We start from the raw sequence: 26,004 nt of genomic DNA on the forward strand, positions 1-26,004 counted from the left end.
CCGCCTTCCTGTCACCGTTCCCCTCTTCCGACTCGGTGGTACCGGGAACTCGGGTGGCACCCGCCCGGCCGACCTGGTCTTCGACCCCACATCCGCCTGCTGAGGATTTCGCAGCTCTGTTGCCACTACTGCCCTTCTCTTCTGGCGAGGGACATCTGGCCCCTCGGGAAGGCAGGACTTACCCCTAAGCCGCACCGTGATCGGTCGACAAAGAGTCGCCTTACGTGGACCGTTTTGCCTGCGGCTGGCATCGGCTAGCAGAGCCGGGGACTCCGGCCCTGCGCAACCACGGACCCGAACGGGTGCCATGTCAGAACGCTATCCGCATCCAGGGCGAATGTCAGCTGAGCCGTGTGCCAAAGGATCACTTACCGTGATTTCCGCAGGGCCCATATGGCCATTCGGGCACCCCACTTAACCGATCGGCAACCCTTATGGGCGCGCGGCTCCCGTCCGCTGAGCTGCCCCACCGCCGTCCTCGGGGAAGTGACATGTGACCTCCAGGTGAGGGTTGCGATTTGGATCTTTCTTTACTCACCGTCACCGTAACGGTTTTCAAGATCTTCGGCGTGTCGCGGCGACAGTGACCGCCAAAGGTGCTGCCACCCCAGCTGAGCGGAGGGCTCTGGCGGCTTCCACCAGCGTGGCGCCGGTCGTGACAATGTCGTCCAGGAGCAGCACACGGGCCGCTGGAGGCCCTTTCGCAGCTCTGGGCACCCGGAGGGACCCGGCGAGGTTGGCGCCTCTCTCAGCGGAGCTCAGGCCCGCCTGGTCGGCAACCCTGCGGGCCTGGACCAGCGCCGTCCACAGCTCGGCCCGCAGCCCGTACGCCCGAAGGTGCCGCACCACCAGCACGGCCAGCCGTCCCACCGGATCGTGGCCCCTGGCTCGCCGGCTGAGCCGCCCGCTCGGCACCGGCACCACGGCGAACGGGCGCGCCGCCGCCCCGAACGCCGTTGTCCCGAACGCCCCCGCGCCGATCGCCGTCAGCACCGTGAACGTCAGGACCTGCGCCAGCACCCCGGCCAGCGCCACCGCGCCCCGCTCCTTGTACGCCACGACCGCCCGGCGGACCGCGCCCTCGTAGCGGGCCGCCGACCAGCAGTCGGGCAACCCGACCGGCACCGGCTCGGGCAGCCGCCGCGCGGGGGCGGCGGTCAGCTCGGCGAGGCAGCCCCCGCAGCACCGTGCCCCCGTGGCGCCGCAGCCGGCGCACACCTGGGGAAGGACGAGATCGAGTACGGCGTTCAGCACGCGTTCAGGATGCCGCCCGCCACCGACAATTCCCGAAGCCCGGCCTCTCTCGCTCGACAGGTCGGTCCAGGAACCCGGAGGCAACCGGTCCAGACCAGTCAGCTGCGATGCCAGCTCATGGGCCCGCTCCACTTCGACCTGGGCAACCGGTCCAGACAGGTCCCTTCAAGCAGGTGGCCGCTGGGCGGTGGGGGTCGAATGTCGCGGGGCACTTCCCGGACGCCGCCAACCGCCCGAGAACCGGAGGCGGGGCAGGGCCGGAGGGCAGGTCAAGCAGGTGGCCGTCGGGGGTGGTGGAGGTCGAATGTCGCGGCGCACCGCCCGGAGGCCGCCCGGGAACCGGAAGCGAGGGCTGGGGGGCGGGGACAGGGGCGAAGCCGGCGCCGAGCCGGGGGCTGGGGGCCGGGACAGGGCCGGAGCCGGGGGCCGGAGCCGGGGGGCCGAAAGCGGGGGTCGAAAGCGGGGTCGAAAGCGGGGCAGGGGGCAGGGCCTGGGCCGGGACCCGAGGGCGGGACCGGGCGGGGCAGGGCCGGGGGCAGGGCCGGGGGCAGGGCCGGGGGCAGGGCCGGGGGGGCAGGGCCGGGGGGCAGGGCCGGAGCAGGGGCCTTCAGTGGTCAGGCGGCTTGTGGTGTCGGAGCGGGCGGTGGGGTGGGGCGGGCGTGGGGACCGGTGGCGGCGGGTCCGTAATGGTGCGGTCTGGGAGGTGCTGTAATCGCCGGCTCAGCCCAGCGGGAACAGCGGCGTCCCCGCCCCCTGCTCGATCTTCGCCGTCCAGCTCTGCCGGTCCTGGTTGAGCTCCATGACCTTGACGCCCTGGTCCGTGCTGAACTCCCCCAGCACCCGGCCCCCCGCAGCCGCCAGCCGGGTCAGCTGGTCCTCCAGCGGGATGCCGACCGTCTCCCCGTCCCCCACGTTGATCTGGCTGAGGATCTGCCCGGCCTTGATGCCCACGAGCACGAGCAGGTGCTCGTCGTCCGCCCAGGCCACGTCCAGGATCTCCTTGCCCGTCTCGGTCGTGGTCAGCGACTGGAAGTTCCCCAGCATGGTCCCGGACACGTCATGGGTCAGCGCGCCGATCTGGACCGTGTTCTTGCCGGTCGTCACGGCCACCCTGACCCCGTCCCTGGCGATCCGCAGCCGCGTCACGTCCAGGCCCTGGAGCTTGGGCGCCGAGACCCGCTCGGGCCCGCGCCCGGTGGCCGGGTCGTAGCGCAGCAGGAACCCGTTCTTGGTGTCGTACGTCCACAGCGACCCGTCCTGGTGCCACGTCGGCGGCGTCAGGCCGGTGCCCTGGATGACCTCCTGCCACTGCCCCTCCGGAGCGAGCTTGGCCACGGAGATGCCGGTCGAGGTCGTCGCGGCGACGAAGGAGGTGGCGGTGCCCTCCTTGGACAGGGTGTAGTTCGAGTAGCCGTCGCGCGGCTGCCCGGCCGGTCCGGGCACGACGCCGGCCGGCCCGTCCTTGCCCATGTAGTGGACCGCGCCCTTGCTGACGTAGTAGGCCGAGTCGCCGCTGTCGTCCAGCCAGCCCTCGTCGGACTCGGGCCGGTCGATGAAGTACGGCTCACCGTCCAGCTGCATCTCGATGACGCGCCCCTTGGCGACCTCGTTCTTGCTGAGGCTGTACCTGACCTGGGCCCGCAGGGAGTCCTCGGTGCTCAGGTCGTTGGCGTCGATCGGGCCGGACAGGTTGATCACGACGCGCTCCTCGCCCGACCACCTGATGGACTCGATCTTGGTGCCGGGCGGGAAGCTGGAGGTCACCGCGCCGCCTTCGAGGGCCGCGGTCTGCGGCTTGAGAAGGCGTTCGAGGATGGTCTGCGCGAAGCTCTCCGTCGGCTTGAGCCTCAGCCGCACGCGGTCGACGACGAGCTGCTTCTGCGAGTTGCCGCTCATGTAGTAGAGGTTCGTCGGACGGTAGGCCCGCATCACGTCCGAGTTGGTCAGCACCAGCCCGGTCGGCAGGCTCTTGACGCGGTAGCCGCTGCCCTGGACCTTCACCAGGTCGAACGGGCGATCCCACGAGCCGGCCGTCGGCGCGTAGGAGTCGTCCTCCTTGATGCTGGCCACCACCTGCGCCTTGACCTGGAGCTTCTCCACCGCCCCCGTGGTGTCGCGCGGCGTCTGGGGCACCACTTCGAAGCCGTCCTCGATCACCGTCACGGGCCCCGCGGGGCTCCACTTGGCCAGCGCCTCGGCGGTCAGGTATTGGGGCAGGATCGTCGGGTCGTCGGGATAGGCGGCCATGGCGGCCTGCAGCCCTCTGATCGTCTCCTCGGGCCCCCATCCCTCCTGGGGCGGGATGGCGATCATGCGCTGGAAGGACTTGGTCAGGGGGTCGCCCGCACCGACCTCGCTGACGGTGTACGGGCCGCTCACGGGGATCACCGTGCAGCCGCTGCTCGCGCAGGCCACGGCGGCCGCGATCGCCACGACGGCCCCGAGCCGCCTAGTCGTCGTCATGGCCGCCCCCGTCCCCTGACGCGGGCAGCAGCACGGGCGTCATGGCCCCGCGCCAGGTGCGCCGCATCTCGATCTCGGGCGGCACCAGCGACAGCGGCGAGCCCTTCAGGTCGGCCCCGGCCATCCTGGGCAGCGTCAGCCTGAACTGCGAGCCCTCACCCGGCTGCCCCCAAGCCTGCAGCCAGCCGCCGTGCAGCGTGGCGTCCTCGCGCGAGATCGCCAGCCCCAGCCCGGTGCCGCCGATGGTCCTGGCCCGCGACGGGTCGGCCCGCCAGAACCGGTCGAACACCATCGTGTCCTCGCCCGCCTTCAGCCCGATCCCGTGGTCGCGTACGGCGACGGCCACGGCGTCCCTGTCGGCCCCGACGGTGACCACGATGCCCCGGCCCTCGCCGTGCTCGATGGCGTTGAACAGCAGGTTGCGCAGGATCCGCTCGACCCGGCGGTTGTCGATCTCGGCCATGCAGGGCTCGTTCGGCAGCCTGAGCTCGAAGCGGGTCGCGTGCCGCTCGGCCAGCGCCTCGGAGTCGCCGATCGCGCGCAGCACCACTTCGCGCACGTCCACGGGGTCGAGGTCGAGGGTGGCCGCGCCGGCGTCGTAGCGGCTGATCTCCAGCAGGTCCGCCAGCATCGACTCGAACCGCTCCAGCTGCGCCTGCATGAGCTCGGCCGAGCGGGAGGCCATCGGGTCGAAGTCCTCGCGGGCGTCGTAGAGGAGGTCGGCGGCCATCCGGACGGTGGTCAGCGGGGTGCGCAGCTCGTGGGACACGTCCGAGACGAACTGCCGCTGGACCTGCGACAGCTCCTCCAGCTGATGGATCTTCAGCGCCAGGTTGGCGGCCATCTCGTTGAACGAGTTCGCCAGCCGGGCCAGGTCGTCCTCGCCGCGTACTTTGAGGCGTTCGTCGAGCTTCCCGGAGGCCAGGCGTTCCGCGGCCTCGCGCGCGAGCCGTACGGGGGAGACGACCTGCCGGGTGACCAGGTACGCGATCGCGGCGAGCAGCAGCACGAGCCCGAAGCCCACCACGATGATGGCCAGGCGGACGTTGTACAGCAGCTCCTCTTCCTCCCCGAACGGGAAGAAGTGGTAGACCTCGTAGTTCTGGCCGGTGGAGGGCACGTGGACCACGCCGCCGACCACGTACGTGAGCATGGGCTGGCTCTGCCCGGTGAACGTGATCTCCTCGATCGAGCCGACGATCTTGTCGAACTCGAACTTCTGCACGTTGCGCTTGAGGTTCTGCTCCAGCGCCGAGGGGACGTTCGCGCGGACGACGCTGCCGGAGGCCCGCGACTGGCCGGGTGCGGTCCTGTTGAGGATCAGCACGTCGTAGCGCTTCTTGGAGCCGTCTTCGCCGGACCCGGTGACGGTGTCCATGACCTCGTCGAGCGGGCTGGGCGAGCCCTTCTTGCCGCTGTCGGCGGCCTTGCTCTGCTCGTCGGTGTCCAGCGCGAGCGCGTCGGCGATCTGCAGGCGGTCGGCGAACGCCTCGCTGACGGAGGAATCCTGGCTGCTCTTGACGACGGACCTGTTGATCTGGTCGAACAGGAACGCGCCCAGCACGACGACCACGGTCACGGAGATCACCAGTGTGCTGGTGACGACCTGGAGCTGGAGCGAGCGCCGCCAGACGCGCCGCACCTTGCCCGCCGCGCGACGTACCCGCCGACGAACGCCGCCGAGAATCTGGCGGAATGTCCGTCGGCGAGTTCTGCGCTTCTTCGTCGTCGGGGGCATGGCAGGGCAGGGGGGAGACTACGCCGGGCCGGCTTTGTAGCCCACGCCGCGGACCGTCACGACGATCTCGGGGTGCTCGGGGTCCTTCTCGATCTTGGCCCTGAGCCGCTGCACGTGCACGTTGACCAGCCGCGTGTCGGCCGCGTGCCGGTAGCCCCAGACCTGCTCCAGCAGGACCTCGCGGGTGAACACCTGGCGCGGCTTGCGAGCCAGCGCCACCAGCAGGTCGAACTCGAGCGGCGTGAGGTTGATCGTCTCCTCGCCGCGCTTGACCGAGTGGCCGGCCACGTCGATGGTGATGTCGCCGATCTGCAGGATCTCCGGTGTCGGCTCGTCGGTACGGCGCAGCCGCGCCCGCACCCGCGCCACCAGCTCCTTCGGCTTGAACGGCTTGACGATGTAGTCGTCGGCGCCTGACTCCAGCCCGAGCACGACGTCGATCGTGTCGCTCTTGGCCGTGAGCATGACGATGGGCACCCCCGACTCAGCCCTGATCCTGCGCGCCACATCGATGCCGTCGGCCCCCGGCAGCATCAGGTCGAGCAGAACCAGATCCGGGCGTGTATCCCGGAACGCGTCGAGGGCCTTGTCGCCGTCGGATACAAACGACGGCTCGAAGCCTTCCCCTCGCAGCACGATCCCCAGCATCTCGGCGAGAGCGGCGTCGTCGTCGACGACCAGCACGCGACCTTTCATGGCCCCTCATTCGTTCTACGCATTGTGGGACATACCCGCACGATCGCTGAAGGTTACCCTTGGCGAGCCCGTGAGTGTGACCTGAGCCCTACAAAAGGCGAATTTTAGGTCCGCCCCCGCGACCGCATTCTCAGTCTGCGGTAACAGAGCGACTTTCGGCCATCCCTGGACGCGAACCTTGACCCGATTCGCCGTGAAATGCGGGCAAGATGAAGCAGCGAATCCGCTCCGCGACACCACCGCCCCGCCCAGCGTGCCAGGATTGGGATATGTCAGACGGTCACGGTCCCCCGCCCGAGACGCCATCCGGCTGGTCGGCCGAACAGCCCCCGCCCTACAGCGCCCCGCCGGCCTCGCCGTGGACCGCGCCGGGCGCGCCAGAGCAGGTGCCCTACGGGCAACCCTATGGACAGGCGCCACAACAGCCCCCGCAGCAGCAGGCCCCGTATCAGCAGCCGCCGCAACAGCAGCCGCAGCACGGGGCCGGGCCGCAAACACCATACCCGGCTTATCCCCAGCAGCAGCCAGGATACGGCTACATGCCGCCGCCCGCGCTCCGCCCGGGGATCATCCCGTTGCGCCCGCTCGGGCTCGGCGACATGCTCGACGGCACGATCAAGCTGATCAGGTCCAACCCCAAGGCCGTGCTCGGGCTGTCGGCGGTGGCCGCACTGCTCGCCTCCGTGCCGCTGGCCATCGGGCAGGCGTTCGTACTCAACACCATGGGCACGACGCTCGCCGACCCGGAAAACCTGACCACCAGCTCCGGCGAGCTCACCAGCCTGTACGGCTTCGCCGCCCAGTACGGCGGCAGCCTGGTCTCCTACGCGATCCAGTTCGTCGTGGTGACCCTGCTGACCGGCGTGCTGACCCGGATTCTCGGCCGGGCCGTCTTCGGCGGCAACATCACGGCCGGCGAGGCGTGGCAGCTGGTCAAGGGCAGGATCCCGGCGCTGTTCGGGGTCGTGGGGCTGATGAGCGTCATCATGCTGGTCCCGGTGATCGTCTTCGTGCTGCTCATCGTGGCGCTGTCGGTGAACGCCTCCACCGACGACCTGGGCTGGCTGGCCGGGCTGACGATCCTGTTCGTCCTCGCGTACATCTGCTACTACCTGTTCTTCAGGACCCGCTTCGCGTTCGCGTCCGCCGCCGTGGTCCTGGAGGGCCGTGGCCCCGTCGACGCCATGCGGCGCTCCTGGCACCTGGTGAGCGGCGACTTCTGGCGGGTGTTCGGCATCCTGCTGCTCACCTCCGTGCTGGTCGGGCTCGTGGCGGGCATCCTGTCGGTGCCGTTCACGCTCGCGGGCACGGTGTTCGGCATGTTCGGCGCCGGCTCGGTGGCCACGACCATCGTGTCCGCCGTGCTGATCGCGATCGGCGGGACGCTCGGGGCGATGTTCACCTATCCGTTCGAAGCCGGGGTCGCCGGCCTGCTCTACGCCGACCGTCGCATGCGCAGCGAGGCGTTCGACCTCGTCCTGCAGACCGCGGCCATCGAGCAGCAGCGGCAGGGGTGGGTGCACGCCTCGGCCGACGAGCTCTGGCACCCGTCCAACTCCGCGAGGTCGTGAGCGTGGTCATGGCCGCGCTCGCCGCGACCTCCTCCTGGCCGTCCGCGTCCGGCCTGTGGCTCGAAACCCCGATCGGCAGGGACGAGGCCGGGCGCAAAGCCATCCAGGAGCTGGCCAAGCCGGCTTACGAGCGAGAGCCGTGGATCGACCAGATCTACCGGCGCATCATGCAGTTCCTCGGCGACCTGGTGGACGCGGCCACGGGCGGCGGCTCCGCCGGCGGGGTGATCGCGGCCGCGGTGATCGTGGCGATCATCCTGGGCGTGATCGTGCTCATCTCCTGGCGCCTGCGCAAGACCGCCCGCAAGGGCACGGCCGCGACCGGCGCGCTGTTCGGGGACCAGGCGATGAGCGCGGCCGGGCATCGCGAGCTCGCCGGGCAGCTGGCCGCCGAAGGTCACTGGACGGAAGCCATCCAGGAACGCCTCCGGGCCATCGCCCGTGACCTGGAAGAACGCGCGCTGGTTGACGGCATGCCCGGCCGGACGGCCGACGAGCTGGCCGCGGAGGCGGCGGTGTCGATGCCCGGCTTCGCCGCGGAGCTGGGGGCCGCCGCCCGCTCGTTCGACGACGTCACGTACGGCGGGGTGGCCGGGACGCGGGAGGCGTACGAGGCGATGAGCAGCCTCGACGAGCGGCTCCGCCAGGCCAAGCCGATCCCGCTCCGCACCGCCGTCCCCGTCGGCGCCGGACCGTACGCGCCACCGCCGACCCCGGGGAGCGGTCCCGTGGTGGGGCCGCCTCCTCCGGGGAGCGGGCCTGTAGCAGGGCCGCCGCCGGGTAACGGGCCTGTGGCGGGGCCGCCGAGTGAGACGGATGGAGGAGGGTCATGAGCGTCGCCGCGCCGCCCGCGGACGCGGGCCGGTCCCACTCCACCTCCCCCACCGCGCGCTCGACCTGGCGCGGCGGACGGATGATCGTCCTGCTCGGCGCCATCATCGTGCTCGCCGCCGTCATCGGCGTCCTGATCGGCCCGCAGCGCGGCGAGTCCCGCTACCTCGACCCCGACGACACCTCCCTGTCCGGCTCCAAGGCGCTGGCCGAGATGTTGCGCGGCCGCGGCGTGCAGGTGGACAGGGTCGACTCCGTGGACGCCGCCGCCGACAAGGCCGTGGGAAGCAACAGGGTGCTGCTGATCACCGACATGTCGTACTTCGACCAGATCGCCCTCAGCCAGATCCCCGGCGACCGGCTGATCGTCGGGGACGTCTTCGGCCTCCCCGCCCTGGCCCCCGGCGTGCGCACCGAGGCGGCGGGAACGCGCGTCCGCTCACGCGAGCCCGAGTGCACACTGCCCGCCGCCACGGCCGCGGGCAGCGCGTACCTCGGCGGCGTCGCCCTCCGCGGCCCCACGGGAGCCTCCGCCTGCTACCCGGCGGGCGACGGGCACTCCCTGATCAGCTATCCCAACGCGGGCGGCGTCACCACGGTCGTCGGCGACGGCGCGTTCATGACCAACATGCGCCTGGCCGAGGACGGCAACGCGGCACTCGCGCTCAACCTGATCGGCACCGGCAAGGCCGTCACCTGGCTGGTACGCCCGCAGCAGCCGCCCGCGATCGACCTGCCGGGCGAGCGCGGCGCGTCGATGTACGACCTGATGCCCGACAGCATCCGCTGGACCGTCTACATGGCGATCATCGCGCTGGCGGTCACCGCGTTCTGGCGGGGCCGGCGCCTGGGACCCGTGGTGACGGAGAAGCTGCCCGTCATCGTGCGCGCGGCCGAGACGGTCGAGGGGCGCGGCCGGCTCTACCGGGCCAGGCGGGCCAGGCAGCGTGCGGCCGAATCGCTGCGCGCGGGCACGATCGACCGGCTCACGCCCAGGCTGGGGCTGGGCTCCGGCGCGGGGGGCCACGAGGTGGTCGCGGCGCTCGCCGCCCGTACGGGACAGGACCCGCACCAGATCGGCGCGGCACTGTACGGGCCGCCGCCCGTGGACGACAACGGGCTCGTCGGGTTGGCCGGATACTTGGACTTCATCGAAAGGCAGGTCAGTGAACTCTGAGGAGACTTACCGCGTGTCGAGCTCGGGCGACTCGGCCAGAGACGCGCTGGGCGCGCTGCGCGCCGAGGTGTCCAAGGCCGTGGTCGGGCAGGACGCGGTGGTGACGGGGCTCGTCATCGCGCTGTTGTGCAGGGGGCATGTGCTGCTCGAAGGCGTGCCCGGCGTGGCCAAGACGCTGATGGTGCGCACGCTGGCGGCGGCGCTGGCCCTGGACTTCAAGCGGGTGCAGTTCACGCCCGACCTGATGCCGGGTGACGTGACCGGATCGCTGATCTATGACACGAAGACCGCGGAGTTCGAGTTCCGCGAAGGGCCCGTGTTCACGAACCTGCTGCTCGCCGACGAGATCAACCGCACCCCGCCGAAGACGCAGGCGGCTCTGCTGGAGGCGATGGAGGAGCGGCAGGTCAGCGTGGAGGGCACGGGCAGGCCGCTGCCCGACCCGTTCGTGGTGTGCGCCACCCAGAACCCGGTCGAGTACGAAGGCACCTATCAGCTCCCCGAGGCGCAGCTCGACCGGTTCCTGGTCAAGCTGACCGTGCCGCTGCCGCCCCGCGATCAGGAGATCTCGGTGCTGGAGCGGCACGCCCGCGGCTTCGACCCGCGCGACCTGTCGGAGGTCAAGGCCGTCGCCACGGCCGAGGACCTGGCGCTGGGCCGCGAGGCGGTCGCCAAGGTGCACGTGGCCCCTGAGGTGCTCGGCTACATCGTGGACGTGGCGCGAGCCACCAGAAACTCGCCGTCGCTGCAGCTCGGCGTCTCGCCGCGTGGCTCCACGGCGCTGCTGGCGGCCTCGCGCGCGTGGGCGTGGCTGTCCGGGCGGCCCTATGTCACGCCTGACGACGTCAAGGCGCTGGCCAGGCCCGCGCTGCGGCACCGGATCCAGCTCAGGCCCGAGGCGGAGCTGGAGGGCGCGACCGCCGACGGCCTGCTCGACGGCATCCTGGCCTCGGTCCCGGTCCCGCGCTGATGGCTCTGACGGGACACGCAGGCCCGACGAGACACATAAGGTCCGGGAACACGGTGATCTGCTGATGGCTCTGACGGGACGCGCCGGGCTGGTCGCGGCGATCGGGATCGTGGTGGTGCTGCTGGCGCCGCAGCCGGGCGCGGCGCTGGCCGGGGTCTGCCTGCTGCTGGCCGCCGCGATCACCGTGGACCTGGTGTTCGCGGGCGCGGTCCGCTCGCTCAGGTTCCACCGCTCGGGCGACACCCTGATCCGTCTCGGTCAGCGCGCCACGGTCGAGCTGATCGTCGAGAACCCGGGCGGCAGGCGCGTACGCGGCCTGCTCAGGGACGCCTGGCCGCCCTCCGCGGGCGCCGAGCCGCGCGTCGCCCCGCTCGACGTGCCGGGCGGCGAGCGCCGCAAGATCGTGGTGACGCTCAACCCGACCAGGCGCGGCGACCGCTCGTCCGTGGCCGTCACCGTGCGCTCGGTCGGCCCGCTCGGCCTGGCCGCCCGCCAGGGCAGTCACCAGGCCCCCTGGTCCGTACGCGTGCTGCCGCCGTTCCTGTCGCGCAAGCACCTGCCCTCCAGGCTGGCCAGGCTCCGCGAGCTCGACGGCCAGCACCCGGCGCTCGTACGCGGGCAGGGCACCGAGTTCGACTCGCTGCGCGAATACGTGGTGGGCGACGACGTCCGTTCCATCGACTGGCGGGCCACCGCGCGCCGTCACGACGTGGTCGTACGCACCTGGCGCCCCGAGCGCGACCGCCGCGTGCTGATCGTGCTCGACACCGGCCGCACCTCGGCGGGCCGGGTGGGCGACGCGCCGATCCCCATGTCGGGGGCCACGGCGGGCGGCGGCGGCCTGCTGGTCAGGCCGGATCCACGGCCCGCCCCCGGCTGGCCGCGGCTCGACTGGTCGATGGACGCGGCGCTGCTGCTGGCCGCCCTCGCCGCCAGGGCCGGCGACCAGGTGGACTTCCTGGCCTACGACCGCGCCGTACGCGCCTGGGTGGGCGGGGCCTCACGCACCGAGCTGCTGTCCTCGCTGGTCAACGTGATGGCGCCGATCGAGGCCGAGCTGGTCGAGGCCGACTCGCAGGGCATGGCGGCCGCGATCCTGTCGCGGGCCAAGCGGCGCTGCCTGGTGGTGCTGCTCACCGACCTGAACTCCGCGGCGCTGGACGAAGGGCTCATGCCCGTGCTCCCCCAGCTCTCCTCGCGGCACCTGGTGCTGGTGGCGGGCGTGTCCGATCCGCGGGTGGCGGCCATGGCCGGTAAGCGGAGCTCGGCCGAGGAGGTCTACGACGCGGCGGCGGCCGAGCACGCGCAGCTCGGGCGCAGGCGCATCACCGCCAGGCTGCGGCGGCACGGGGTCGAGGTCGTGGACGCGCCGCCGGAGGACATCGCGCCCGCGCTCGCCGACGCGTACCTGGCGCTGAAGGCCGCCGGGCGCCTTTGAGCCCGTTTCCCGAGCTTGAGGGCCGCCGGACGCCCTTGTCGGGCCCGCCGGCCGAGCTTGAACCTTGGCGCCCGCTTCCCGGGCTGTCCCGCGTGGCGGGGCTAGGCCGTCGGCGCGACGTCGGGGGCGCGTTCGATGTCGCCGGTCTCGTTCTCGCGCAGGGCGCGGCGGCCGAAGACGATCACGTACGCGAGGAAGGTCAGCTCGGCGAGCACCCCGATGCCCACGCGCGCCCAGGTGGGCAGCCCCGACGGGGTCACGAACGCCTCGATCAGCCCCGACACGAACAGCACCACCACCAGCCCCAGCGCCACGCTCATCACGGCCCTGCCCTGCTCGGCCAGCGCCTCGACCCGCTTGCGCGGCCCCGGGTCGATGACCGTCCAGCCCAGCCGCATGCCCACGGCCGCCGCCAGGAACACCGCGGTCAGCTCCAGCAGCCCGTGCGGCATGATCAGGCCGAAGAAGATGTCCAGCTTGTCCCTGGAGGCCATCAGGCCGCCGGAGACCGCCACGTTCTCGGCGTTCGCGTAGAGCGCGTACGGGATCGGCAGCCCCAGCAGGACCGAGTAGATGATCATCAGGGCCGAGACCCACGCGTTGTTGACCCAGACCTGGGTGGCGAAGGAGGCGGCCGGGTTCTCCGAGTAGTAGTCGGCGAAGTCCTCGTTGACGAGCTGGGTGATCTCGTCGGGGGTGGCGATCGCCGCCTGCACCTCGGGGTTGCCCGCCACCCACGTGCCCATCGCGAACGCGACCGCCAGGAAGGCCAGCGCGCTGGCCAGCCACCACCACCGCGCCCGGTAGGCGACCACGGGGAACGACACCGTGAAGAATCTCACCAGCTCCCGCCACGCGGGCGTGTGCGCGCCGGTCACCGCGGACCTGGCCCTGGCCACCAGGGCGGACAGCCGCCCGGTCAGCATCGGGTCCTTGGAGGCGGATCTGACGATGGACAGGTGCGTCGAGACGCGCTGGTACAGGTCCACGAGCTCGTCCACCTCCGCGCCCGTCAGCGACGAGCGGTTCTTGATCAAGTGGTCGAGCCTGTCCCATACGGGGCGGTGTGCTGTGACGAACGCATCGATGTCCACCCGAACATTCTGGCCGCTCTACCAGAGCGACATAGCCGTTAGGCTCCACATATGTCAGAGGTTGTGACCGGCGATGCCGTCGTCGTCGAAGTGCGCGTGGCGCAGATGCCCTCTCGCGCCCTGGCGATCGTCATCGACATGGTCGTGCAGTTCACGGTGCTGGTCGCCGCTTACGCGCTCTTAGGAGCGTTCGCGGTGGTCTCGGACTTCGCCATGTTCGGGGCCGTCATGATCGTGCTGGTCGTGCTGGTGCTTGTGGGCTATCCGGTGATCTTCGAGTCTCTCAGCAGGGGACGCAGCCTCGGCAAGCTGGCGCTCGGGCTCCGGGTGGTCAGCGACGACGGCAGCCCCGAGCGCTTCAGGCAGGCGCTGTTCAGGGGACTGGCCGGGGTGGTGGAGTTCTGGCTGCTCTCCGGGGCGCCCGCGCTGATCGCCTCGCTGGTGTCGCAGCGCGGCAAGCGGCTCGGCGACGTCTTCGCGGGCACCATCGTGATCTCCGAGCGGGCTCCGCGCGACCGGGGGCAGCTGATCGTGATGCCGCCGCCGCTGGCGAGCTGGGCGGCCACGCTGGAGCTGTCCCAGTTGCCCGACGAGGTGGCGCAGGCGGCCAGGCAGTACCTGTTGCGCTGGCACGATCTGGCGCCGCAGGTCCAGCACGAGATGGGGGTGCGGATCGCGACCCAGGTCTCGGCGTTCGTCTCGCCCGCGGCTCCGGCCGGCGCGCCGCCGCACGCGTACCTGAGCGCGGTTCTGGCCGAGCGGCGCAGGAGGGAGCAGATCCGCTTCGCGCGGCACGCGGCGAGCAACGGCCTGCCGTCCCCGGCACCCCAGCCCTATGCGCAGGCCGGGCCGTACGCGCAGAGCGGACCTTATCCCCAGGCCGGGGCCCCGCAGCCCGGCCCGTACGCGCAGCCCGGCCCGTACGCGCAGCCCGGCGCGTATCCACAGGGTTGGCAGTATCCACAGGCCGGCGCGTATCCGCAGGCTGGGCCGTACCCGCAGGCCGGGGGTTATCCACAGCCGCAGCCGCAGGCTCCGGTCGGCGCGCCGTATCCGGGCCCGCCCGCACCGGAGCCGCCGCAGGCGACTCCGGGCGGGTTCGCGCCGCCTCAGTGAGCGCGGTCGTCAGAGGCGGGCGAGACCGGGCGGTCAGTGGCGGTTGTAGGACTCCTGCGTCTGGACGTTCAACCGGTCGGTACGCACGCCCTTGGCGCTGTTCGTGAGCGGGTCGGTGATCTTGATGACGTCGAGGCCCTCGTGGAAGTCGGCCCCGTAGATGTAGCCGTTGTAGTAGTAGGCGGACCAGATGCCGCCACCGCTGCCGTCGGCCCGGGGTCCGCGCTCGAAGTAGCCGATCTCCCTCGGGTGGGCGGAGTCGGTGAAGTCCCAGATCGACAGACCACCCATGTACCAGGCCTGGACCATGATGTCCCGGCCCTTGACGGGGATCAGCGAGCCGTTGTGGGCGACACAGTTCTCGGAGTCGGCCTGGAAGCGCGGGATCTTGAAGTAGCTCTTGAACGTGAACTGCCCGCGCGAGATGTCGTAGATCGCGTCCGCGCCGCGGTTCGGCCCCGTCGCCTCGTTACACGTGGCCGCGCCGCCGCCGCCGAGCTCATCGGTGAAGATGACCTTCCTGGCGTCGTTGCTGAACGTGGCCGAGTGCCAGAACGCGAAGTTCGGGTCCGTGGTCCGCGCCGTGACCCTCGGGTTCAGCCGGTCGGAGATGTCGAACAGCACGCCGTCACCCATGCACGCACCGGCCGCGATGTCCTTCTCGGCGTAGGCGGTGATGTCGTGGCAGCCGGAGGTCGGGATCAGCAGCCCTGGCTGGGTCTCGTTGCCGCCGTCGGGGAAGATCACCGGCGTGGCCGCGACGGCCGCGGCGGCCGGGTCCCTGAGCGGCACCTTGATGATCGAGATCTTGTCGTGCGGCGGCAGGCAATCGGGGAAGTTCGCGGCCGGCAGGTACGAGGAGACGTAGACGTAAACGTTCTTGTGCCGGTCACGGCCCTTGCCGGGGACCAGGGTCAGGGTGTGGGAGCCGCAGTTCGTCTCCACCGACTTGATGTACTTCGGGTTGGCCTTGTCGGAGACGTCGAAGATGCGCACGCCCTCCCACGACTCCTTGATGGAGGCGGACTGGCCGACGCTGGCGCACGAGTCGTTGTTGCGGGAGGAGTCGACGGCGGCGAACAGCAGGTCGCCGTACACGGTGACGTCCATCTGGGAGCCCGGGCACACGACGGAGCTGACCGGCTTGGCCCGCTTCGGGTTCCTGATGTCGTAGATGGAGAAGCCGCCGTAGTTGCCGACGTAGGCGTAGTCGCCCTGGAACGCGATGTCGGTGTTGATGGTCGCGGCGATCGGGGCGGGTTTGGGGATGTTCAGGACGTGGGTCACGTTGGGGCTGGTGACGACGGTGTCCGGTGGCGGTATGTCGGTGGCCAGCGCAGGCATCGCCGTCAGCGCTAACGCGACGGCCGCCCCGGCCACGAGAAGGGCACGGCAGGGGTTGGACACTCGAGAGCCTCCTTGATCACGTATGTCCGAAAGAAGACATAAGTGATCAAATCTTGCGCCTAACCCCCCTTTTCCACTAGATGTCATGATGTCAAGAAATTTCGTGACATGACGGCTTGCAAGCCGCATACGGCCGTCATACCCTCTACGGCGTTTCTGCACGGCGAACGGCGAGGACCGCGCAGGCCCTCGCCGTTCACTTGTTGCGCTGCGGATCGGTTTCGCGGTGGGTCAGTGATCGTGGCCGTGGCCGCGCTCGGGGTAGGACGCCTGGGTCTGCGCGTTGAGCGAGTCCATCTTGACGCCGTTCGCCCGGTTGGTACGCGGGTCGTTGATCTTCAGCACGTCCAGGCCCAGGTTGAAGTCGGAGCCGTAGATGTACCCGTTGTAGTAGTACGCCGACCAGAAGCCGCCGCTGAGCGCCGGAGCGGTGTTGTCGGGGCCGCGCTCGAAGAAGGCGATCTCCTGCGGGTGCGCGGAGTCGGTGAAGTCCACCACCGAGATCCCGCCCTGGTACCACGCCTGCACCATGATGTCGCGGCCCTTGACCGGGATGAGCGAGCCGTTGTGGGCCACGCAGTTCTCCGTGTCGGCCTGGTGCCGCGCGATCTTGAAGTAGCTCTTGAACGCGAGCTGCCCGTTCACGATGTCGTAGTACGCGTTGGCGCCCCGGTTCGGGCCGATGGCCTCGTTGCAGGTCGCCCTCGTGCCGCCGCCGAGCTCGTCGGTGAAGATCACCTTCGTGCCCGAGTTGTTGAACGTGGCCGAGTGCCAGAAGGCGAAGTTCGCCTCGTCGCGCACGGTCGCGGTGACCCTTGGCTGCTCCGGGTTGCGGATGTCGAGCAGGATGCCCTCACCCATGCACGCGCCGGCCGCGATGCCCTTCTCCGGGTAGGCGGTGATGTCGTGGCAGCCTGTGGTGGCGGACTTGCCGTCGGGATAGGGCAGCGGAAGGCCCGGGTTGCCGCCGTCGGGGAACAGGTTCGGCGTCGCGATGACCGTGGCGGCCGTCGGGTTGCGCAGCGGCACCTTGATGATGGAGATCAGGTCGTGCGGCACCTGGCAGTCCGGGTACGTGGCGTTCGGGCTGTACGACGAGACGTAGATGTAGAGGTTCTGCCGCCGCCTGTCGGGCACCAGGGTGTGCGTGTGCGAGCCGCAGTTCGTCTCGACCGACTTGATGTACTTCGGGTGGGCCTTGTCGGAGACGTCGAAGATGCGGATGCCCTCCCACGACTCCTTGATCGTGGCGCTCTGCGAGGTGCTGGCGCACGAGTCGTCGTTGCGCGAGGAGTCCACGGAGCCGATCAGCAGGTTGCCGTAGACGGACATGTCCATCTGGCCGCCGGGGCACACCACGGAGCTGACAAGCGAAGTACGCTTCGGGCGCCTGATGTCGTAGATGGAGAAGCCGTAGTAGTTGCCGACATATGCGTAGTCGCCCTGGAAGGCCATGTCCGTGTGGATATCGGACAGGGCCTCGGGCTTGGGCACGTTCGTGACGTGCTGGATGTTGGGGCTCATGACGATCTCGCCGGGAGCCGGGATGTCCGCAGCCTGTGCCGGCAAGGTGCTGCCCGCCATCGCGACGAGCGCCGCGACCAGGATGAGGGCCCTGCGGGGGGTGAACACTCGGAAACCTCCGATAAAGGGGGCATAAATCTAGGTCATCCTCCCTTTTCACGGGCAACGCAGGCCAGCGTCCAATCTGTCAAAATTTGTTCCTCTTCGCCCTCTTTCCACCTGCACCCTTATGACCTAGAGTGCGCATTCTCCACCGAGTCAGTCAGGGAGGCTGAGTGCGCGCCGCGCTCATCGTCATCATGGGCACGGTCCTTGCCCTGTCCGGTTGCAGCGCCAGCACGCCGCCCCAGGCGCCCCGAGCCGACTCGACGGCGCCGGTGATCGCCCCTGGACGTCCTGGCGAGCAGGCCAAGACGCTCTCACCCGCCGAGGCCGCCACCGCCGTCCCCGCGCCGACCGCGAACGCCGCCGACATCAAGTACGTCCAGGACATGGTCATCCACCACCGGCAGGCGCTCGACATGGCGCTGCTGGCCCCGAGCAGGGCGGACTCGGCCAAGCTCAAGAGCCTGGCGGACCGGATCAAGGCCGCTCAGGGGCCGGAGATCCAGTACATGACCACCTGGCTGCGGGAGCAGGAGCAGAAGGTGCCCGACCATCACGCCGCCCACGAGGGCATGCCGGGGATGGCCACGCCCGAGCAGATCGAGGCCCTGAAGGCGGCCAAGGGCAAGGACTTCGACCAGATGTTCCTGCAGCTCATGATCAACCACCATCTGGGCGCGCTCAAGATGTCCGAGCGGGTGCTGGCGGGCGGCTCGCACATCAAGATCGAGGAGCTGGCCAACGACGTCAGCGTGACCCAGATGGCGGAGATCCGCCGCATGCAGGAAATGCAGACACCCCGCTGACCGCCCGGCCACCGTCCCAGACCAGCCCCGCCATCCAGACGGCCCCGCCATCCCGGACCAGCCGCCGTCCCAGACCAGCCCCGCCATCCAGACGGCCCCGCCATCCCGGACCAGCCACCGTCCCCGGGCCGGCACCCGCCCAGGCGCGCTGACGAAGGTCCTCAGGAGCCGACGCGCCACGAGTGGAGGTAGTCCTCCTGATCGGGGGTCAGCACGTCGATGCCGATCCCCGTCGCGGCCAGCTTGAGCCTGGCCACCTCGTGGTCGATCTCCTCAGGCACGTCATAGACGCCGGGCGCGAGCTCCAGCCGCGCCCCCGCCAGCCATGCCACCGCGAGGGCCTGCGCGGAGAACGACATGTCCATCACCGCCGCCGGATGCCCCTCCGCCGCGGTGAGGTTCACCAGCCGCCCCTCGGCCAGCAGGAGCAGCCGCCGGCCGTCGGGCAGCACGTACTCGTCGGTGTTGGGGCGCACGCCGCGGTGCACCTCGCCGGCCAGCTCGTCCAGCGCCCGCACGTCGATCTCCACGTCGAAGTGCCCCGCGTTGGCCAGGATCGCGCCATCCCTCATGATCGACAGATGCTCGGCCCTGATCACGTCGCGGTTGCCCGTCACGGTCACGAACAGATCCCCGATCAGCGCGGCCTGCGCCATCGGGCGCACTTCGTAGCCCTGCAGGGTCGCGTCGAGCGCCTTGACGGCGTCGATCTCGGTCACGATCACCCGCGCCCCGAACCCCTTGGCCCGCTCGGCCACGCCCCGCCCGCAGTACCCGAACCCGGCGACCACCACGGTTCGCCCGGCCAGCATGGTGTTGGTGGCCCGCATGATCCCGTCGAGCGTGGACTGCCCGGTGCCGTACCGGTTGTCGAACATCCGCTTGGTCCGCGTGTCGTTCACCGCCACGACCGGGAAGCGCAGGGCGTCCTCCGCGGCCATCTGGCGCAGCCGGATGATCCCGGTGGTGGTCTCCTCACATCCGCCGCTGACGCCTTCGAGCAGGTCGGTCCGCTCGGTGTGCAGGATGTTCACCAGGTCGCAGCCGTCGTCGAGCACCAGGTCGGGCCCGAAGTCGAGGGCCTGATGGATGTGCCGGTAGTAGGCGGCGCGATCGACGCCGGCGCGGGCGTGCACGCTGATCCCGTAGACGCGCAACGCCTCGGCGACGTCGTTCTGGGTGGACAGCGGGTTGGAGGCGGCGAGCGCGATCTCCGCCCCGCCCGCTTTCAGCGCCCCCATGAGCACGGCCGTCTCGGCGGTGACGTGCAGGCAGGCCGCGATCTTCAGACCGTCCAGCGGGCGTTCGAGCGCGAACCTCTCACCGATCGCGGTCAACACCGGCATCGAACGAGCGGCCCAGGAGATCTGCCGCTCACCGCTTTCACTGAGGTCCATGGGTACGCCTTCGACCGAAGAAGGCGGCCCAGGATACGCGTCGTCACGGCGCCCGGCCCGTGAGCCTTCACGACCGGCCATGACGGTCGGGAAGGGGCTACGGCGCGTGCGGGTAACCTGGCCCGCCGTACAGGATGGGATTGAGAAGGGGGCTACGGCGCGTGCGGGCAACCTGGCCCGCCGTACAGGATGGGATTGAGAAGGGGGCTACGGCGCGTGCGGGCAACCTGGCCCGCCGTACAGGATGGGATTGAGAAGGGGCTACGGCGCGTGCGGGCAACCTGGCCCGCCGTACAGGACGGGGATGGGAGAGCTCCGGGCGGAGAGACCCCCTCCCGGAGCACTTCTCAAAAGGCGTCAGTAGCGGTAGGCGTCCGTCTTGTACGGGCCCTCGACGTGGACGCCGATGTAGGAGGCCTGCTCCTTGGTCAGCTCCGTGAGCTTGACGCCCAGGGCGTCGAGGTGCAGGCGGGCCACCTTCTCGTCCAGGTGCTTGGGCAGCGTGTAGACGCCGATCGGGTATTCGGTCGTCTTCGTGAACAGCTCGATCTGCGCGATCACCTGGTTGGTGAACGAGTTCGACATGACGAAGCTCGGGTGGCCGGTGGCGCAGCCGAGGTTCATCAGACGGCCCTCGGCGAGGACGAGGATCGAGTGCCCGTCGGCGAAGACCCACTCGTCGACCTGCGGCTTGATGTTGTTGCGCTGGATCCCCGGCAGCTTGGTGAGCCCGGCCATGTCGATCTCGTTGTCGAAGTGGCCGATGTTGGAGACGATCGCCTGGTGCTTCATCTTCGCCATGTGCGCGGCGGTGATGATGTTGAAGTTGCCGGTGCAGGTGACGAAGATGTCCGCGATGCCGACGACCTCGTCCAGCGTGGTCACCTGGAAGCCGTCCATGGCCGCCTGGAGCGCGCAGATCGGGTCGATCTCGGTCACGATGACGCGGGCGCCCTGGCCGCGCAGCGCGTCCGCACAGCCCTTGCCGACGTCGCCGTAGCCGGCGACCACGGCGACCTTGCCGCCGATCAGCACGTCGGTGGCGCGGTTGAGGCCGTCGATGACGGAGTGGCGGCAGCCGTACTTGTTGTCGAACTTCGACTTGGTGACCGAGTCGTTGACGTTGATCGCCGGGAAGAGGAGCTGGCCGTTCTTGTGCATCTCGTAGAGACGGTGCACGCCGGTCGTGGTCTCCTCGGTGACGCCCTTGATGCTCTCGGCGATCGCGGTCCACCGCTTGTCGGCGCCGACCGTGCGGTTGAGCAGGTCGATGACGACGTGCCATTCCTCCGGGTCCTCGGCGGTGGCGGCGGGTACGGCGCCCGCCTTCTCGTACTCGGCGCCCTTGTGCACCAGGAGGGTGGCGTCACCGCCGTCGTCCAGGATCATGTTGGGGGTGTCGCCGTTCGGCCAGGTGAGGGCCTGCTCGGTGCACCACCAGTACTCCTCCAGCGTCTCGCCCTTCCAGGCGAACACCGGCACGCCCTTCGGGTCGTCCACGGTCCCGTCGGGGCCGACGACCACGGCGGCGGCGGCGTGGTCCTGGGTGGAGAAGATGTTGCAGCTGACCCAGCGGACCTCGGCGCCGAGCGCCACGAGCGTCTCGATGAGAACGGCGGTCTGGATGGTCATGTGCAGCGAGCCCATGATCTTCGCGCCGCGCAGGGGCTGGGTGGCCGCATATTCCTTGCGGACCGACATCAGGCCGGGCATCTCGTGCTCGGCGAGCCGGATCTCCTTGCGGCCGAAGTCGGCAAGTGAAAGGTCTGCGACCTTGAAGTCCATCGGGTTTCCCCTCGCGTCACGGATGGTGTGTCGCGGATGAGTTTAGGCGGCTCTACCGAGGGGGCGCATCTCAAGGGGGCTGAAACTGACGTAAGAATGTAAGGATGCGCATCACGGAAGCGGCCAAGCGGCTCGGCATGTCCCCGCGAATGCTCCGATACCGGGAGGCATTGGGCCTGTTGCCGCCGGTGCGGGAGCAGGGCGCGCACCGGCGGTTCGGGCCTGACGAGCTGGCCGCCGTGGCGCAGGGGGTGGAGCTGGAGAAGCGGTTCGACGTGTCGCCGGCCGAGCTGGCGTTCGCGCTGCGGGTGCTGAGCGAGCCGGGGGTGGCGGCGGCCGTACGCGATCTCGGGGTGCGGATCGGGCGCATCCAGGTGCCCCGCAGGGCCCTGGACTTCGAGAAGGAGAAGGCCCTGCGACTGCTGCGCCCGCCCGGCAGATAACGGCGCCAAGCGCCGTACAGGCCTCAGGTGCCAGTACGGCGCTTCAGGCGCCCTACGGGAAAAGGCGCCCTACGGGAAAAGGCGCCCTACGGGAAAACGACGGTGCCTCAGGCGCCCGTCGGGGAGGCGTCAGGGGTGGTGCGGGCCCGGTCGAGGTCGGGCTCCAGGTAGATGACCCGGGCGATCGGCACGGCCTCGCGGATCCGCCGCTCCGCCTCGTCGATGCCCCTGGCCACCTCGCCGGCCGTGTCCTCGCCCGCGACCGCGATCTTGGCTCCCACCAGCAGCTCCTCGGGCCCGAGGTGCAGCGTGCGCATGTGGATGATCCGGGCGACCTCCGGCGCGCTCTCCAGCGCCTCGCGGATCTGCCGCTCCATCTCGGGCGTCGCGCCCTCGCCGACCAGGAGCGACTTGGTCTCCATGGCCAGCACGACCGCGATCACGGCCAGCAGCACGCCGATCATCACGGTGCCGATGCCGTCCCACGTGCCGTCGCCCGTGATGACCGCCATCGTCACGCCGAACAGCGCGAAGATCAGGCCGAGCAGCGCGCCCAGGTCCTCCAGCAGGATGACGGGCAGCTCAGGCGACTTCGACCGGCGGATGAAGGCCACCCACGACTGCTTGCCGCGTACGGCGTTGGACTCCACGATCGCCGTACGGAACGAGAAGGCCTCGGCGATGATCGCGAAGATCAGCACCGCGAACGCCCAGATCGGCGCATCCACTCCATGCGGAGCGACGATCTTGTGGATGCCTTCGTAGAGCGAGAACGCCGCGCCGATCGTGAACAGCACCACGGCCACCACGAACGCGTAGAAATAACGCTCCCGGCCGTAGCCGAACGGATGCTCCTTGGTGCTGGCCCGGGCCGCCCGCTTGCCGCCGATCAGCAGCAGCACCTGGTTGCCCGAGTCGGCGACGGAGTGGATGCCCTCGGCGAGCATCGACGACGACCCGGTGAAGGCCGCGGCCACGAACTTGGCCACGGCGATTGCCAAGTTCGCACTCAACGCCGCAATGATCGCTTTTGTACCGCCGCTCGCGCTCACCGAAAGTCTCCACTCATAAAGATCACGTACAAAGGCCTAAAAGGGGATCCTATTGCGAAATTCTGGCCTTCAGCTCCGTGATCGCTGACACAGGGGTCGGATCGATGGCATACCCCAGGGCCAGATACGTGCTGGCGTAGTCACCCAGGGCAATCAGCGTAGCGATCCGCTCCAGGGGATGCGTGCCTTCCGCCATGAGCTCACTGACCGGCACGTCACGCTCGCGCGCCAGGCGTAGCGCCGCCTCGCGCCGCCGCGTCACCTGCGGATGCTCCTCGACGTCGCGCAGCATGACGAGCCTGATCGTCTGCCCGGCCGAGTCGGCGAAGATGTCGCGCCCGGCCATCGGCCCGTCGAAGGTGACCACCTGGTTGTGGCCGGCCTCGGGCAGCTCACCGTGGATGGCCGGATATTTCGCGTTCGTGTTGAGCTGGCAGGCCAGCCGGTAGGCCGCGACGGCCGCCGGGGGCGACGAGCCCCAGATCATCGGCAGCGTCTCGGCCAGATCCAGGGCCAGCGTCTTGCCCGGGTTGATGAACGACTCGCTGGACGGCCGGCACCGGTGCGCGATGTCCTCCAGCGACTTGGCCACCCGTTCGAACAGGTCCGCGTCCGCCGGTACGAGCCGCAGCGCCGCGGCGGCCACGATCAGCGGGATCGTCAGCAGCCAGATGCCGGCCCTGGACTCGCCGCCGACGGGAACCGGCACGTAGATCCCCGACGCCTGGGTCGCGATCGCCTCCAGCGGCGATCCGGGCGCGCCCACGGCGAGCAGCGTGCAGCCGCGCCGCACCGCCTGGGTGGCGACGGACAGCGTCTCCTCGGTGTCCCCCGACCCGGAGACCGCGATGACCAGGTCGGTCGCGCCGATCCAGCCGGGAAGCTGGTAGGAGCGCAGCGTCACGACCGGCAGCGGCGCGCCGTTGCCGACGACCGCCGCCAGGATGTCGCCCGCGATGGCCGAGCCGCCCATCCCGGCGACCGCGATGGCACGCGGACGCCCCTGGCCGGCCACGCGGTCGACGTGGGACTCGACGGCGTTGCGGTAGCCGGTGCGCACGTGAGCGGCGGAGGCGGCGACCGCCGGCAGCATGCCGCCGGGATCCGCCTCGCTGAGGTGCCGCTGATCGTCGAGCCGCCCCGGCTCCCAGGTCACGGCTTCCTGGCTTCGTCGACGAGCAGGACGGGGATGTCATCCCGGACGGGGTAGATCAGGCCACAACCCGTGCAGACCAGCTCCTCGGCCTCGGTCTCGGCGCGCAGGGCAGCCTTGCACGCCGGGCAGGCCAGGATCTCCAGCAGCCAGTCGTCGATCTTCACTCTGACACCTTTCCCACAATGGCGAGGACCTCGTCCTTGATCGCCGTCATCTTGCCATCGCCGGCCGCCTCGGCGTTGAGCCTGAGCAGCGGCTCGGTGTTGGACGCCCGCAGGTTGAACCACCAGCCGGGCCCCGTCACGGTCAGCCCGTCGAGCTCGTCGAAGTCACCGCGGTCCGCGAACGCCTCGCGTACGCGCCGCAGCGCCTCGCCCTGGTCTGCCACGGCGCTGTTGATCTCGCCGGAGGCGTGGTAGCGGGAGTAGGCCGACACCACCTCCGACAGCGGCCTGTCCTGCTCTCCGAGCGCGGCCAGGACGTGCATCGCCGCCAGCAGGCCCGAGTCCGCGAACCAGAAGTCACGGAAGTAGTAGTGGGCCGAGTGCTCGCCACCGAACACGGCTCCGGTGCGGGCCATCTCGGCCTTGATGAACGAATGCCCGACGCGCGTGCGCACGGGAACGCCACCGTGCTCGCGGACGATCTCGGGCACGCCCAGAGACGTGATCAGATTGTGAATGATCGTCGCGCCCGGATATTTGGCCAGCTCGCGCGCCGCGACCAGCGCCGTGATCACCGACGGGGAGACGGACTCCCCGCGCTCGTCGATCACCCAGCACCGGTCGGCGTCGCCGTCGAAGGCCAGCCCCAGGTCGGCGCCGCCGGCGAGGACCGCGCGCTGCAGATCGACGAGGTTCTGCGGCTCGATCGGGTTGGCCTCGTGGTTGGGGAAGTTTCCGTCCAGCTCGAAGTAGAGCGGGGTCAGCTCGATCGGCAGCCCCTCGAACACGGCGGGAACGGTGTAGCCGCCCATGCCGTTGCCCGCGTCGACGACCACCTTGAGCGGCCGGATGCCGGACAGGTCGACGAGCGTGCGCAGGTGGTGGGCGTAGCCGGAGAGCAGGTCCTTCTCGATCAGCGACCCCGAGGGCGTCCCGGAGATCCCGGCCAGCTCGGCGGCCCTGTCGCGGATCTCGGTCAGCCCCGTGTCGCCGCCGATCGGCACGGCTCCCGCGCGGCACATCTTCATGCCGTTGTAGCGGGCCGGGTTGTGGCTGGCGGTGAACATCACGCCGGGCAGCCCGAGGCTGCCGCTGGCGTAGTAGAGCAGGTCGGTGGAGCCCAGCCCGGCGTGCACGACGTCGGCCCCGCGCGAACGGGCGCCACGGATGAACGCCTCGGCCAGCGGCACCGACGACTCGCGCATGTCGTGCGCGACGACCACGGACTCGGCGCCGGTCACTTCCACGAAGGCCGCGCCGACGGCCTCGGCGGTCGGCTCGTCGAGCTCGTCGGGCACCACCCCGCGAACGTCGTACGCTTTGAAGATCTTGGCGAGGTCGCCCACTCTCCAGCTCCGCCCTTAGGTCGTTTCTCCGTGTAAAACGAGCCTACCGGTCGCGGTGCTGCTGGGCCGACCTCAGAACGCGCAGGTGCCCGCGCCTGCCGACCTCGACGCCCTGACCCACCGGCTCACCACCGCCGGACGGAGTCGGCCGCGCGGCCTCCCTGACCGCGTTGGCCAGCGCCTCGAGATCGTCGGAACTGGGCGAGCCGCCATCGGTCGGCAGCCGGACCACCTCCCACCCGCGGGGAGCGGTCAGCCGCTCGGCGTGTTCGGCGCACAGGTCGTAACAGTGTGGCTCCGCGTACGTCGCCAGGGGGCCGAGAACAGCGGTCGAATCGGCGTATACGTACGTGAGCGTGAAGACGGCAGGCTGGCTGCAGGCGGTGCGGGAACAGCGGCGGACGGGGCTCACGGAGGGACCGTATCTGCTAAGAGTGCGAGGCGCCACTACCTGAGCGCTCTTAACGAGCG

Annotated in this window: 22 protein-coding genes; 8 read left to right on the forward strand and 14 right to left on the reverse strand. The window is 70.1% G+C overall.

Features of this window, described 5'->3' with window-relative positions; genetic code table 11:
- Positions 1-555: 555 nt before the first annotated feature.
- The 4 genes from ABEA43_RS00440 to mtrA form a co-directional block, all read right to left on the reverse strand.
- On the reverse strand, positions 556-1,254 hold the full coding sequence (locus ABEA43_RS00440) for a ComF family protein (RefSeq protein ID WP_345557417.1): 699 nt from the start codon (positions 1,252-1,254) through the stop codon (positions 556-558).
- A 720-nt stretch (positions 1,255-1,974) separates the two neighbouring features.
- Positions 1,975-3,717 carry an LpqB family beta-propeller domain-containing protein gene (locus ABEA43_RS00445; protein ID WP_345557419.1) on the reverse strand — a complete coding sequence of 581 codons (1,743 nt, stop codon included), beginning with the start codon at positions 3,715-3,717 and terminating at the stop codon, positions 1,975-1,977.
- Positions 3,704-5,455: an MtrAB system histidine kinase MtrB gene (gene mtrB, locus ABEA43_RS00450; RefSeq protein WP_425570139.1), complete on the reverse strand. Its 1,752-nt coding sequence runs from the start codon at positions 5,453-5,455 to the stop codon at positions 3,704-3,706. Before mtrB ends, ABEA43_RS00445 begins: the two co-directional genes overlap by 14 nt.
- Positions 5,456-5,473: 18 nt before the next feature.
- On the reverse strand, positions 5,474-6,151 hold the full coding sequence (gene mtrA, locus ABEA43_RS00455; RefSeq protein ID WP_043620615.1) for an MtrAB system response regulator MtrA: 678 nt from the start codon (positions 6,149-6,151) through the stop codon (positions 5,474-5,476).
- Between the two features lie 539 nt (positions 6,152-6,690).
- Between mtrA and ABEA43_RS00460 the strand changes: the two genes are divergently transcribed.
- From ABEA43_RS00460 to ABEA43_RS00480, 5 genes are all read left to right on the forward strand, one after another.
- Positions 6,691-7,722, forward strand: a complete 1,032-nt coding sequence (locus ABEA43_RS00460; RefSeq protein ID WP_345557424.1) for a DUF7847 domain-containing protein — start codon at positions 6,691-6,693, stop codon at positions 7,720-7,722.
- Positions 7,719-8,555, forward strand: coding sequence for a DUF4129 domain-containing protein (locus ABEA43_RS00465; RefSeq protein ID WP_345557426.1), 837 nt, complete (start codon positions 7,719-7,721; stop codon positions 8,553-8,555). The genes ABEA43_RS00460 and ABEA43_RS00465 overlap by 4 nt, the downstream gene beginning before the upstream one ends.
- Positions 8,552-9,730: a DUF4350 domain-containing protein gene (locus ABEA43_RS00470; protein ID WP_345557428.1), complete on the forward strand. Its 1,179-nt coding sequence runs from the start codon at positions 8,552-8,554 to the stop codon at positions 9,728-9,730. The genes ABEA43_RS00465 and ABEA43_RS00470 overlap by 4 nt, the downstream gene beginning before the upstream one ends.
- Positions 9,731-9,743: 13 nt before the next feature.
- Positions 9,744-10,700, forward strand: coding sequence for an AAA family ATPase (locus tag ABEA43_RS00475; protein ID WP_345557430.1), 957 nt, complete (start codon positions 9,744-9,746; stop codon positions 10,698-10,700).
- Positions 10,701-10,764: 64 nt separating this feature from the next.
- The gene (locus tag ABEA43_RS00480; RefSeq protein ID WP_345557432.1) at positions 10,765-12,138 is read left to right on the forward strand and encodes a DUF58 domain-containing protein; all 1,374 of its coding nucleotides are present in this window, start codon (positions 10,765-10,767) and stop codon (positions 12,136-12,138) included.
- A gap of 101 nt (positions 12,139-12,239) precedes the next feature.
- On the opposite strand, the gene ABEA43_RS00485 is transcribed toward ABEA43_RS00480, so the two are convergent.
- Positions 12,240-13,232, reverse strand: a complete 993-nt coding sequence (locus tag ABEA43_RS00485; RefSeq protein WP_345557434.1) for a stage II sporulation protein M — start codon at positions 13,230-13,232, stop codon at positions 12,240-12,242.
- Between the two features lie 51 nt (positions 13,233-13,283).
- Here ABEA43_RS00485 and ABEA43_RS00490 point away from each other — a divergent pair, with 51 nt between their 5' ends.
- Positions 13,284-14,348 carry an RDD family protein gene (locus ABEA43_RS00490; RefSeq protein ID WP_345557436.1) on the forward strand — a complete coding sequence of 355 codons (1,065 nt, stop codon included), beginning with the start codon at positions 13,284-13,286 and terminating at the stop codon, positions 14,346-14,348.
- 33 nt (positions 14,349-14,381) lie between these two features.
- Here the strand turns inward: ABEA43_RS00490 and ABEA43_RS00495 are convergent, their stop codons facing one another.
- Together ABEA43_RS00495 and ABEA43_RS00500 are read right to left on the reverse strand one after the other, a co-directional pair.
- The gene (locus tag ABEA43_RS00495; RefSeq protein ID WP_345557438.1) at positions 14,382-15,755 is read right to left on the reverse strand and encodes an LVIVD repeat-containing protein; all 1,374 of its coding nucleotides are present in this window, start codon (positions 15,753-15,755) and stop codon (positions 14,382-14,384) included.
- A 231-nt stretch (positions 15,756-15,986) separates the two neighbouring features.
- Complete coding sequence (locus ABEA43_RS00500; RefSeq protein ID WP_345557440.1) at positions 15,987-17,387, reverse strand: LVIVD repeat-containing protein; 1,401 nt, start codon at positions 17,385-17,387, stop codon at positions 15,987-15,989.
- Positions 17,388-17,554: 167 nt separating this feature from the next.
- On the opposite strand from ABEA43_RS00500, the gene ABEA43_RS00505 reads away from it, so the two are divergent.
- Entirely contained in the window at positions 17,555-18,190 is a 636-nt protein-coding gene (locus ABEA43_RS00505; protein WP_345557442.1) for a DUF305 domain-containing protein, read from the forward strand.
- A gap of 161 nt (positions 18,191-18,351) precedes the next feature.
- Here the strand turns inward: ABEA43_RS00505 and ABEA43_RS00510 are convergent, their stop codons facing one another.
- Both ABEA43_RS00510 and ahcY read right to left on the reverse strand, forming a co-directional pair.
- On the reverse strand, positions 18,352-19,587 hold the full coding sequence (locus ABEA43_RS00510; RefSeq protein ID WP_345557444.1) for an adenosylhomocysteinase: 1,236 nt from the start codon (positions 19,585-19,587) through the stop codon (positions 18,352-18,354).
- Between the two features lie 357 nt (positions 19,588-19,944).
- Positions 19,945-21,372, reverse strand: coding sequence for an adenosylhomocysteinase (gene ahcY, locus ABEA43_RS00515; RefSeq protein ID WP_345557446.1), 1,428 nt, complete (start codon positions 21,370-21,372; stop codon positions 19,945-19,947).
- A gap of 104 nt (positions 21,373-21,476) precedes the next feature.
- On the opposite strand from ahcY, the gene ABEA43_RS00520 reads away from it, so the two are divergent.
- Positions 21,477-21,815, forward strand: a complete 339-nt coding sequence (locus ABEA43_RS00520; RefSeq protein WP_345557448.1) for a MerR family transcriptional regulator — start codon at positions 21,477-21,479, stop codon at positions 21,813-21,815.
- Positions 21,816-21,922: 107 nt separating this feature from the next.
- On the opposite strand, the gene ABEA43_RS00525 is transcribed toward ABEA43_RS00520, so the two are convergent.
- From ABEA43_RS00525 to ABEA43_RS00545, 5 genes are read right to left on the reverse strand one after another with little or no spacing between them, the layout of a single operon-like run.
- Positions 21,923-22,867 (reverse strand): cation diffusion facilitator family transporter, encoded by a 945-nt coding sequence (locus ABEA43_RS00525; RefSeq protein ID WP_345557450.1) that lies wholly within the window; start codon positions 22,865-22,867, stop codon positions 21,923-21,925.
- Between the two features lie 49 nt (positions 22,868-22,916).
- Positions 22,917-24,023, reverse strand: a complete 1,107-nt coding sequence (locus tag ABEA43_RS00530; protein ID WP_345557451.1) for an SIS domain-containing protein — start codon at positions 24,021-24,023, stop codon at positions 22,917-22,919.
- A complete protein-coding gene (locus ABEA43_RS00535; RefSeq protein ID WP_138694732.1) occupies positions 24,020-24,187 on the reverse strand; it encodes a Trm112 family protein in 168 nt (55 codons plus the stop codon). Before ABEA43_RS00535 ends, ABEA43_RS00530 begins: the two co-directional genes overlap by 4 nt.
- The gene (locus ABEA43_RS00540; RefSeq protein WP_345557454.1) at positions 24,184-25,533 is read right to left on the reverse strand and encodes a phosphomannomutase/phosphoglucomutase; all 1,350 of its coding nucleotides are present in this window, start codon (positions 25,531-25,533) and stop codon (positions 24,184-24,186) included. Before ABEA43_RS00540 ends, ABEA43_RS00535 begins: the two co-directional genes overlap by 4 nt.
- Positions 25,534-25,576: 43 nt before the next feature.
- The gene (locus ABEA43_RS00545) at positions 25,577-25,945 is read right to left on the reverse strand and encodes a DUF3499 domain-containing protein (RefSeq protein ID WP_113700081.1); all 369 of its coding nucleotides are present in this window, start codon (positions 25,943-25,945) and stop codon (positions 25,577-25,579) included.
- Positions 25,946-26,004: the final 59 nt, after the last annotated feature.

The sequence above is a fragment of the Nonomuraea rosea genome (assembly GCF_039539705.1).
Classification (GTDB): domain Bacteria; phylum Actinomycetota; class Actinomycetes; order Streptosporangiales; family Streptosporangiaceae; genus Nonomuraea; species Nonomuraea rosea.

Bases quoted from the DNA above. Each gene is read 5' to 3' on its own strand.
- ABEA43_RS00445 (WP_345557419.1), bottom strand. From the start codon at position 3,717: ATGACGACGACTAGGCGGCTCGGGGCCGTCGTGGCGATCGCGGCCGCC.
- mtrB (WP_425570139.1), bottom strand. From the start codon at position 5,455: ATGCCCCCGACGACGAAGAAGCGCAGAACTCGCCGACGGACATTCCGC.
- mtrA (WP_043620615.1), bottom strand. From the start codon at position 6,151: ATGAAAGGTCGCGTGCTGGTCGTCGACGACGACGCCGCTCTCGCCGAG.
- ABEA43_RS00460 (WP_345557424.1), top strand. From the start codon at position 6,691: ATGCCGCCGCCCGCGCTCCGCCCGGGGATCATCCCGTTGCGCCCGCTC.
- ABEA43_RS00470 (WP_345557428.1), top strand. From the start codon at position 8,552: ATGAGCGTCGCCGCGCCGCCCGCGGACGCGGGCCGGTCCCACTCCACC.
- ABEA43_RS00480 (WP_345557432.1), top strand. From the start codon at position 10,765: ATGGCTCTGACGGGACGCGCCGGGCTGGTCGCGGCGATCGGGATCGTG.
- ABEA43_RS00490 (WP_345557436.1), top strand. From the start codon at position 13,284: ATGTCAGAGGTTGTGACCGGCGATGCCGTCGTCGTCGAAGTGCGCGTG.
- ABEA43_RS00510 (WP_345557444.1), bottom strand. From the start codon at position 19,587: ATGGACCTCAGTGAAAGCGGTGAGCGGCAGATCTCCTGGGCCGCTCGT.
- ahcY (WP_345557446.1), bottom strand. From the start codon at position 21,372: ATGGACTTCAAGGTCGCAGACCTTTCACTTGCCGACTTCGGCCGCAAG.
- ABEA43_RS00520 (WP_345557448.1), top strand. From the start codon at position 21,477: ATGCGCATCACGGAAGCGGCCAAGCGGCTCGGCATGTCCCCGCGAATG.